The sequence below is a fragment of the Promicromonospora sp. NPDC060204 genome (genome assembly GCF_042728455.1).
Lineage (GTDB): Bacteria > Actinomycetota > Actinomycetes > Actinomycetales > Cellulomonadaceae > Promicromonospora.
This window is the reverse complement of record NZ_JBHWZO010000231.1, coordinates 1-10144: the sequence shown is the minus strand read 5'-3', so window position 1 is coordinate 10144 and position 10144 is coordinate 1. Positions and strand designations below refer to the sequence as shown.

7 protein-coding genes are annotated in these 10144 nt (G+C 71.2%); 1 reads left to right on the top strand and 6 read right to left on the bottom strand.

Going from position 1 to position 10144, the window contains the following annotated elements; all coding sequences use genetic code 11:
• Positions 1–57: 57 nt before the first annotated feature.
• From ACFWEJ_RS22935 to ACFWEJ_RS22910, 6 genes are all read right to left on the bottom strand, one after another.
• The gene (locus ACFWEJ_RS22935; protein ID WP_377231495.1) at positions 58–1899 is read right to left on the bottom strand and encodes a BCCT family transporter; all 1842 of its coding nucleotides are present in this window, start codon (positions 1897–1899) and stop codon (positions 58–60) included.
• A 173-nt stretch (positions 1900–2072) separates the two neighbouring features.
• Positions 2073–3035, bottom strand: coding sequence for a carbohydrate ABC transporter permease (locus ACFWEJ_RS22930; RefSeq protein ID WP_377231494.1), 963 nt, complete (start codon positions 3033–3035; stop codon positions 2073–2075).
• Positions 3025–3915, bottom strand: a complete 891-nt coding sequence (locus ACFWEJ_RS22925; RefSeq protein WP_377231493.1) for a carbohydrate ABC transporter permease — start codon at positions 3913–3915, stop codon at positions 3025–3027. The genes ACFWEJ_RS22930 and ACFWEJ_RS22925 overlap by 11 nt, the downstream gene beginning before the upstream one ends.
• A 2-nt stretch (positions 3916–3917) precedes the next feature.
• Complete coding sequence (locus ACFWEJ_RS22920) at positions 3918–5231, bottom strand: ABC transporter substrate-binding protein (protein WP_377231492.1); 1314 nt, start codon at positions 5229–5231, stop codon at positions 3918–3920.
• Positions 5232–5307: 76 nt separating this feature from the next.
• Complete coding sequence (locus tag ACFWEJ_RS22915; RefSeq protein ID WP_377231491.1) at positions 5308–6930, bottom strand: FAD-dependent oxidoreductase; 1623 nt, start codon at positions 6928–6930, stop codon at positions 5308–5310.
• Positions 6927–8045: a LacI family DNA-binding transcriptional regulator gene (locus ACFWEJ_RS22910; RefSeq protein ID WP_377231490.1), complete on the bottom strand. Its 1119-nt coding sequence runs from the start codon at positions 8043–8045 to the stop codon at positions 6927–6929. Before ACFWEJ_RS22910 ends, ACFWEJ_RS22915 begins: the two co-directional genes overlap by 4 nt.
• A gap of 285 nt (positions 8046–8330) precedes the next feature.
• On the opposite strand from ACFWEJ_RS22910, the gene ACFWEJ_RS22905 reads away from it, so the two are divergent.
• The gene (locus ACFWEJ_RS22905) at positions 8331–10043 is read left to right on the top strand and encodes a DUF1349 domain-containing protein (RefSeq protein ID WP_377231489.1); all 1713 of its coding nucleotides are present in this window, start codon (positions 8331–8333) and stop codon (positions 10041–10043) included.
• The last annotated feature ends 101 nt before the right edge of the window (positions 10044–10144 follow it).

Sequence of the window (10144 nt, the reverse complement as noted above, 5' to 3'; positions counted from 1 at the left end):
CCTGATCGGCTGCGACTCGGTGCTGGACCTGGACGGGGTGGCGCTCGGCAAGAAATATCAGTCCTTGACGACCGCGCCGCCGTCGGCGACGAGCGGCACCCCGTTCTCCGGGGTCGCCGGGGTGTCGTCCGCGTCCGCCTCCGGGGCCGACGCCGACGTGGAGAGCTCGAACGGCTCTCCGTCGTGCTTCTCGACCCCGGTGTCGACCGTCTCCGCCAGCACCTGGACCGCCAGCTCCCGTTTCAGGACGAGCGGGTCGCTGGAGAGGTCCTTCCAGAGCGCGACGCAGAGCACCAGCATCACCACGACGAACGGCAGCGCCGAGACGATGGTGATGTTCTTCAGGCCGTTCAGCGCCGCTGCCGGGTCGTCACCACCGGCCAGCAGCATCGCGGCGGCCACGGCACCCGTGCTCACGCCCCAGAAGATCACCGACTTCTTGGTGGGGTTCTCGGCGCCGTTCTCGGAGAGCCCGCCCATGATGATCGAGGCCGAGTCTGCGCCGGTGACGAAGAAGATCGCCACGAGCACGACGGCGAGGATCATCAGCGCGAGCCCGACCCACTCCGGCACCGGCAGGGCGCCGAGCATCTGGAAGAAGATGAGGTCGAAGTTGATGTCGGCCCCGCCCTGGCCGATCGCGGCGAGCGCCGCGCCGGTGTCCTGCGCCTGCTCAGCACGCTCCTGCAGGCCGATGGCGCCGCCGCCGAAGATCGCGAACCACACCGTGGACACGATGGACGGCACCAGCAGCACGCCGGTGACGAACTGGCGCACCGTGCGGCCGCGCGAGATGCGGGCGATGAACGGGCCGACGAACGGCGTCCAGGACACCCACCAGGCCCAGTAGAAGATGGTCCAGGAGCCCATCCAGTCCGCGAGCGCCTGGTCGCCGGACGCCGCGGTGCGCGAGGCCATCTCCGGCAGGTCGCCGACGAAGGCGCCGAGGGAGGCGGGCAGCACGTTGAGGATGAACAGCGTGGGTCCGCCGATGAAGACGATGACCGCGAGCAGGAGCGCGAGCCACATGTTGGCGTTGGACAGCCACTGGATGCCGCGCTCGATGCCGGAGACGGCGGAGAGGACGAACAGGCAGGTCAGGACGGCGATGATGACCACGAGGGTGGCCGTGCCGACGGACTCCATGACGCCCGAGTGCTGGATGCCGCCGCCGATCTGCAGGGCGCCGAGGCCCAGGGAGCAGGCGGAGCCGAAGAGGGTCGCGAGGATCGCGAGGATGTTGATGACCCGGCCGCCAGCGCCGTTGACGGCCTTGCGGCCGAAGAGCGAGGTGAACATCGAGCTGAACAGCTGCGCGCGGCCCAGGCGGTAGGTGCCGTAGGCCATGCCGAGTCCCACGATGGCGTACATCGCCCAGGGGTAGAGGGTCCAGTGGAACAGGGTCTGCCCCATCGCGGTGGACGCGGCGGCGGGGGTGGACCCGTCGACGGTGCCGGGCGGGGGCGCCATGTAGAAGTACAGGGGCTCACCCACGCCGTAGAACATGAGGCCGATGCCCATGCCGGTCGCGAACATCATCGCGATCCAGGACGGGGTGGAGAACTGGGGCTTCTCGCCGTCCTGCCCCAGGGGGATCTTGCCGAACTTGCCCATCGCCACGACGATCACGAAGACGGTGAAGATGGTGGCCGCGGTGACGAACAGCCAGCCGAAGTTCTTCAGGACGGCGCTCAGCGCGCTGTCGGCCACCGCGCCGAGGCTGTCGGGGCTGGCGAAGCCCCACACGATGAACGCGAGAGCGATCAGGCCGGCGACGCCGAAGACGATCCGGTCGGTCCCGACGCGGTGGTCCTGCGGGCCGCGTGCGGCCCGTTCGACCCGGCGTGCGGCGTGCTGGACACGCCCCAGCAGGGTCTTGGTGGTTTCTGAAGTACTCATCACAACGGCCCTCCTTTCCGCCCGGGTCTGCCGGTGGTCACACGGGAGGGCCAGGACTCCTTTACACATGAAGCGGCATTTACAGAGCGCTTCACGTTAGCATCACACCTGCTTTTCACCCCGGCGAGGGGAGGCGGCGGGCGGCGGCACGCCCGGGAGCGCGCCGCCGTCGGTCAGCCCTTGAGGCCGCTGTGCGCGAGCCCCTGGACGAACTGCTTCTGCGCCACGAGGAAGACGGCCAGGACGGGCAGCACGGTGAGCGTCGTCGCTGCTAGCTGGACGTTCCACATGGGCCCGCCGTACGCGTCGACGTACTGCGTCAGCGCCTGCGGGAGCGTGAAGTTCTCCTTGCTGGACAGGTACACGATGGGTTCGAGGTACAGGTTCCAGGACTTGAGGAACGTGAAGATCGCCACGGCGCCGAGGGCCGACCGCGACAGCGGGACCGCGATGCGCCAGAAGACGCCCCAGCGACCGAGGCCGTCGATCCGGCCGGCCTCCTCCAGCTCGGTGGGCAGCCCCAGGAAGAACTGGCGCATGATGAACACGGCCAGGACGGCGGGCGCCCCGAGCACCGGGATCACGATGAGCGGCCAGTGCGTGTTGATGAGCCCGAGGCTGTTGACGATCCGGAACAGCGGGACGATCGTCACCTCCGAGGGCACGAGCAGCCCCACGAGCACCAGGACGAACAGCGCGTTGGCCCCGGGGAAGCGGATCCGCGCGAACGCGTAGCCCGCCATCGCCGCCACGAGCATGGTGCCGACCGTGACCAGCACCGCGATGTAGAGCGAGTTCCAGTACTGCTGCGCGAACGGCTGCAGCGTGAACACCCGCCCGTAGGCCTCCAGCGACGGGTCCTGGGGCCAGATGGTCGGCACCCGGCGCAGGATCTCGCTCATCGGCTTGAGGCTGGAGGTCGCCATCCACCAGGTGGGGAAGACGAACGGCACGCTGAGCACGGCCAGGACCAGCACGAGCAGCCAGCGGGTCAGGCGCCCGCGGGCCCGGGCGCCCAGGCCCCGGCGGCGCGGGGCCCGGGCCGCGGACCCGGGCGCCCAGGCCCCGGGCAGCAGGTCGGACGTCGTGCCCGGCTTCGTGTCCGACCTCGGGTCGGACCGCACGTCAGACTTCATGGAAGACCCACCTCTTGCGCGACTGCCACTGCAGCAGCGTCAGTACGAGGACGATGAGGAACAGGAGCACCGCCAGGGCGCTGGCGTAGCCGAACTCGTTGAACCGGAACGCCTGCTGGTACAGGTAGTAGACGAGGACCGTGGTCGAGTTGCCCGGACCACCGCCGGTCAGCACGTCGATCTGGGCGAAGACCTCGAGCGAGCCGACGATCGTGATGATCGAGACCAGCAGGATCGTCGGGCTGATCAGCGGCAGGGTGATCGAGCGGAACCGCCGCCACGCGCCGGCTCCGTCCAGCCGGGCCGCCTCCTGCAGCTCCTCGGGCACGCCCTGCAGCGCGGCGAGGAACAGGATCATGTTCAGCCCGACGTTCTTGAACACCTGGACGATGATCACGGCGACCATGGCCGTGGTGGGGTGCCGCAGCCAGTTCGGCCCCTGGACGCCGACCTGCCCCAGGAACCCGTTGATGCCGCCGTCGGCCTGGAGCAGGAAGCTCCAGACGATGGTCCAGGCGACCAGCGAGACGACGACCGGCGAGAAGAAGAAGGTCCGGAACGTGGTGGTCCCGGGCAGCTTCTGGTTGAGCAGGACGGCGAGCAACAGCGCCAGCGCGATGTTCACCACGACGAGCCCGATCGAGAACCACAGGGTCGCGAGCAGCGCGTCCGCCAGCCCGGGGTCGGACGCCATGCGCTGGTAGTTCTCCGCCCCGACGAACGTGAAGGTGTTCGCCAGGACGTTCCACTCGTGCAGCGAGTACCAGACCACCATGCCGAGCGGCAGGACCACGAAGGCGAGGGACCCCAGGACCACCGGGGCGACCATGGTGTACCCGATGAGCCAGTCGCGGCGCACCGCCGCTGACGCCGTTGCCACGATCAGTCCTCCAGCAGCGGCGTGATCGCCGAGCAGGTGTCGGCCAGGACGGCCTCGACGTCGGCGTCCTCGACCCAGAGCGCGTCGAGCTCGGCGCGCACCGTCTCCGACAGCTTGGCGAAGTTCTTGTGCGCCGGCTTGGTCACCGCGTCCTCGACGCCGTCGACGACCACGGCCTCGAGCTGGTCGGCGGTGAGCTTCGGGTTGGCCGCGGCCAGGCTGTCCCCGTTGAGCAGGGACTGGCGGGGCGGCGGGAAGTAGGCCGCGAGCTGCTCCGCGTTCTCGGGGTTGGTGAAGTACGCGAGGAAGTCGGCGGCGACGTCCGGGTGCTCGCTCGCGGCGAAGACCCCGACCCCGGCCTGGCCCACGACGTTCTGCTTGCCGGCCGGACCCTCGGGCATGGGCACGATGTCCCAGTGGAACGAGTCGTCGAGCGACGACGCCCGGCTGATCTGGGTGATCGTCATCGCGGCGTCCCCGGCGAAGAAGTCGGCGGTGGTGCCCGGCGTCGGCAGGGCGCCGTCGGTGAACACGGCGTCGTGGAACCAGGTCATGGCGTCGACCATCTCCGGCTCCGTGAACGTGCACTGGGTCCCGTCCGCGCTCCACGGGGCCGCCTTCCACCCGGCCCAGACCGTGGCCAGGTTCTCCCACGCCTGGTAGTCGAAGTCCCGCACCACCAGGCCCTGCTTGCCGGAGTCCGCGGCCGTCGCCGCGGCGATGTCCCGGGCGGCGTCGAAGGTCCACTTGCCGTCCGCGACCAGGTCGACCGGGTTGGGCTGGCCCGCCGCCTCGATCTGGTCGGTGTTGACGAACATCGCGAACGGGCTGTTGGAGAACGGGTAGGCGTACAGGCCCTCGCCGTCCTGCCACAGCGACAGGGCGCTGGGCACCAGGTCGTCGTACGCGTAGCCCTCGGTGCCCTCGAGCACCGGGGCCAGGTCCACGAGCGCGCCGCTGGCCACGAACTCCGGGGCGTTGCTCTCGAAGATCCACGCCAGGTCCGGGGCGTTGCCGCCCGCGAGCTGCGTGGTCAGCGCCGTCGTGTAGTCCTCGAACGGGATGGTCTCGAACTTCACGCTCGCGACCAGCTCCGGGTTGTCGGCCACGTAGGCGTCCGCGATGGACTGGAACAGGTCGAGCTGGGTCTCGTCCGCCGTCCAGACGGTCATCCGCAGGTCGACGGGCTCGGACGGGGTCTCGGGCTCGCCGACGGGCGCATCGGTCCCGCCCGCGCAGGCGGACAGGGCCAGGGCCGTCCCGAGGACGGCGGCGGTTCCCGCCGTCCTGCGGGTCCGGGGGTGCAGTGCAGACATCAGTTCTCCTTTGAACAGGGGGTGCGTCAGTGAGGGTGGACGCCGTCGGCGTCAGAGCGGATGGACGCCGTCGGCGTCAGTACGGGTGGGCCTCGGCCGGCCAGCGGAGCTCGACGCCGGAGGCGACGAGCTCGGCCTGGTAGTCGGCGAGCAGGTCCGGCTCGGACTGGACGGAGTGCGGGGTGCGGCCGGTGGCGAGGCAGTGCGCGGCGAGGTGCCCCGCCGCCTCGCCGACGTTCCACTCGACCGGGTGCAGCCGGTAGCACCCGTTCGTGATGTGGGTGGTGCCGATGTTCTTGTTGCCCGCGAGCAGGTTGGTCGTGCGCCGCGGCAGCAAGGCCCCGAGCGGGATCTCGAACGGGGTGGACGGCACGTCGATGTACGTGTCGCCGCCGGTGGAGGGGTGGAGGTCGATCCGGTACATGCCCACGCCCACCGAGTCCGCGTACCGGGTGGCGCCCCGGTCGCCGCGCACGGCGTAGGAGACGTCGTTCTCGGTGACCGTCGTGACCGCCTTGATGCGGCGGGACTCCCGGTGGTAGGCGGCCTGGGCCAGCCCGTCCGGGTTGCCCATGACGTCGGGGCGCAGGCGCAGGCCCGGGAACCCCGTGCCGCCGTCGGCGCGCGGCGCCTCGGTCTGCATCCAGTACAGCATCGAGAGGCTGAGCTGCCGGGCGTCGGCGATCCGCGCCTCCTCCTCCGCGCGGGAGACGTCGAGCACGTGGCCCAGGAAGTAGTCGATGCTCGGCCAGTTCACGAGGCACAGGTCGCTCTCGTAGAAGCCCGGCTCGTGCAGGTCGCGCGCGGCGATGCGGCGGAACAACCAGAGGTTGCCGTCGCCGGCGTTCTTGGACTGGTCGGCGTCCACGGCGAGCGGGTCGTCGCCCGGGTTGGGGGTGAACGACCGCTTCTCCAGCGCGAGCGTGCGCGGGTTGGGCGCCGTCCACGACAGGAGCTGCTCGCCGCCCCAGGCGGCGGGCGCGTAGGTGCGCCAGAAGTCGTAGCGCTCCGGCTTGTCGATCGTGTGGTCGCCGTCCGTGTGCTCGACGACGAAGCACACGCTCAGGGCCTGGACGTTGTCCGGCTGGGCCTCGTCCGGGGCGCTGGGCTCCCCCGTCTCGTGCCGCGACTCGAAGCCGGTGACGTACTCCGTACCCGTGAGCGGCAACAGTTCGCCGGTCTCGGTCGCGTCGATCGTGTACGCCGCGGCGACCGTCACGTCCGCGCCGCCGACGACGGAGCGGAGCGTCACCGAGGTGACCCGGTCGCCGTCGGTGGTGGCCGACGTCGGGCGGACGCGCTCCAGCAGCCGGATGCGACCCGCCGAACGGTAGGGGGCGAGCATCTCCTCCAGCACGCCGACGGCGACCCGCGGCTCGTGGCACAGCTTGGACACCCACCCGGCGCCCGGGTTGAGCTCTGCCCGGCCGCGCGCCCCGTCGGTCAGCGGGTAGCGCCGCCGGTAGACGTCGCGGATGCCGTCACGCAGCGCGCGGTAGCGGGCCGTCACGCCGAACCGCTCCACCCAGGGGTGCTCGTCCGGCGGCACGCCCTGCGACGTGAGCTGCCCCCCGATCCACGGGTGCTCCTCGGTGAGGACGACGCTCGCGCCCCGGTCGGCGGCGGCCAGCGCGGCGGCGATGCCGCCGAGCCCCGCGCCCACCACGAGCACGTCGGTCTGCAGGTCTTGATGGGTCACGCGTGGTCCGTCCTGTCGTCAGTCTCTGTTCGGGTGCTGGTGCGTGTGCCCGGGGGCGGCGGCGCGACGGTGGCGCCCTCCACGTCCGGGCACACGAGGACCTGGTGCAGCTCGGCGTCCGTCACGGCCGCGGGCCGCCGGCTGTCGCGCTCCCGCCGCGGCTCGTCGTCGGACACGAGGCGCGAGAGGAGGTAGAGCGCGCGGGCGCCCATCTCCTCGCGGGGCACGGAGAAGCCGGACCACTGCCGGCCGCCGCGCCGCGGGTGGTGCGGCTGCCCGAGCAGCAGCACGGACACGTCGTCGGGCACGCGCCGGCCGCGCCGTTCGAGCTCGTCGGCGAGCTCCTCGGGGTGGTTCTCCGGGGCCACGACGACGGCGGTGAAGCGCTGGTCGACGATCTCGGCCGCGGTGGCGGCGACGTCCTCCAGCTCGACGAACCGGGTGGTGAGCCCGTGCGCCTTCATCGCGGTGCGGTAGCCCTCGACACGGTCGAGCGTGGGCTGGTCGGTGCCGCGCATCCCCACGTAGCCGATGCGCTGGTGGCCGTGCGCGACCAGGCGGTCGATCTGCCGCACGGTCCCGCCCACGTAGTCGGCGCCCACGTACGGCAGCCGGCCCCCGTCGCTGCCGCGCTTGCCGATGAAGACGAAGGGGTAGTTGGTGTCGAGCAGGTGCTGCAGCTCACCGCGGTGCTCGTGCTGCCCGAGCAGCAGGCAGCCGTCGGCGACGCCGAGCCGCTGCCAGCCATCCCGGGTGAGCCGGCGGCGGCCGTCCGCCACCGGGGCGCTGGTGAACAGCAGGATGTCGACGCCCAGCCGCTCGGCGGCGTGCTCGATCCCGGTCAGGAACGGCCCGTAGAAGTCCCGGCTGGCGCGCGGGAACGTGGCCTCGTACGTGAAGACGCCGAGGATCTGGGCGAGCCCGCCCGCGAGGCGCTGCGCGGCCGGGTTGGCCGTGTAGCCCGTGATGCGGATGGCGTCCAGCACGCGCTGGCGCGTCTCCTCGCTGATCCGCACGCCCGCCGGCGTGCTGCCGTTGAGCACGAACGAGACGGTGGCCTGGCTGACGCCCGCCATGGCGGCGACGTCCGTCTGGGTGATGCGACGACGTGGCACGGCTCCTCCTCGAAACGCCCGGTCGGGTCATCGTTGACCCCGGGAGTCTCACGGGCGGCCGAGCGTGCGGTCAATCTGATGATGCGCATTATTAGTAACCGCCCCCGCAGGGCCCGTGCGGCCCGGAAACGCCGGCCGGGCTGCCGTCGGCGCCCGATGTGGCGCATTATCAGCGGCCGCGTCGATGGACTTGATTACCTCCCTTGACCGGCCGTCCGGTGCGCCCGAAGGCTGGCGCGGTCGTGACACACGACGTCATGCCACTGCGACGAAGGAGTACGCATCATGGCTGTTCCCACCGCGCGCCGGGCCCTCGCCGGCGCCACCCTCGCCCTCGTGGTCGCGCTGATACCGGGCATGACCCAGGCGGCGACCGCCGCGCCGCCGGGTCATGGCGCACCCGGGGCGCCCGGGGCCGCGCTGCCGGTCTTCACGTCGACCGGACCGATCGTCGACCCGCTCGACGACACGCTCCCCCACAACCCCAACCAGGAGTTCATCTTCCCGTCGGTGTTCCACGCCGGGGCGCACCTGAGGGACCCGCTGGGCGAGTGGTACGTCTACTACGCGCCGCACGACGACCCGGGCGGCATCAACCTGATGTACGCCGACTCCCTCGACGGGCCGTGGACCCAGTACGAGGGCAGCCCGGTGGTCTCCAACCAGTGGGAGGACATCTACGACGTCCCGCACGTCTCCTCCCCCGACGCCGTGTGGAACGCCGCCGAGCGCAAGATGTACCTGTACTTCCACGGCGACAACACGGTGACCCGCTACGCGACCTCGACCGACGGCGTCACCTTCGACTACGGCGACGAGGCGGTCACCACCGAGATGGTCGACGCCGCCCAGCCCGGCCGGCACGCCACCGAGACGTCGTACGCGCGGGTCTTCCCCAACCCCGACCGGTCCTCCCGCGACCGCTGGGCGATGCTGTTCATGACCAACTACGACACGAACGTGCGGCACATCAACCTGGCGTACTCGCGGGACGGCAAGGACTGGCGGGTCGAGCCCGAGCCGATCGTGACGCCGGGACCGGCGGAGGGCACGAACGTGTCGGCCGCCGACCTGTGGCGCTGGAAGGGCAAGGACTACATCGTCTACGGCTCCACCGTCGGCACGATCTTCGCGCGCCAGGTGGACCGGACCCTCACCGAGGTGGGCGAGCCCGAGCCGCTGTTCATCCCCCGGCCGGCGCCGCCCGAGGCCGGGCGGGCGTCGTCCCCGCAGATCGTCACCGACCGCGGCACGACGCACCTGATCTACGAGTACGGCGAGCGGTCGCACACGACCATCGGGCACGCGGTGCTCGACCCCGACGGCGTCCGGGACCCGCTCAACACCCGCCCCGAGGACCCGATGTACGCGCAGTGCACCGGCGCGGGCTCCGACGAGCTCGACGGCTCGTCGCTGGACCGCGCGCTCTGGTCGACGGCGGTCCGCGGCGGCCTGGACCGCTCGGTCGTGGCCGACGGCGCGTGGCGCATCCCGACGTACTCCGGCAACTCGACGTCGGCCCCGCTGGTGCTGCAGCCGGCGCCGGGGACGCCCTGGGAGGTGACGACGCAGGTCACGCTCGACCCGCAGGTCAACTTCCAGCAGGCGGGCCTGATCGTCCGGCGCGACGACGCCAACTCGGTACGGATCGACATCTCGCACGTCGACGCCGGCAAGCGGTTCGACTTCGTCTGGCGCAACAACGGGGTGGACCGGAACAACGCGTGGACGGCGGAGGACTCCGCGCTGGCCCCACCGGAGACGGGTGACACCGTGTGGCTGCGGATCACGAACCACGGCGAGTGGCTGACCGCCTCGTACAGCGTGGACGGCGCGACGTTCGTCAACCTCGGGCGCGCCACCCCGGCCGGCCAGCTCGCCGCGACCGACGTCGGGCCGTTCGCCTACCGGGGGCCGGCGGCGACGCCCGAGCTCACGGCGGCGTTCGACTGGATCCGGTTCACGCCCGATGCCGAGGAATTGGCCGCCTGCGAGTGAGGGCGGTATGGCGCTGCAGGAGCCGGGTGGTCGGTAGAACGTCAGATGGTCGGTAGAAGGTCAGGTGGAGATCCTCGACCTGCTGCTCGACCTCCAGGACC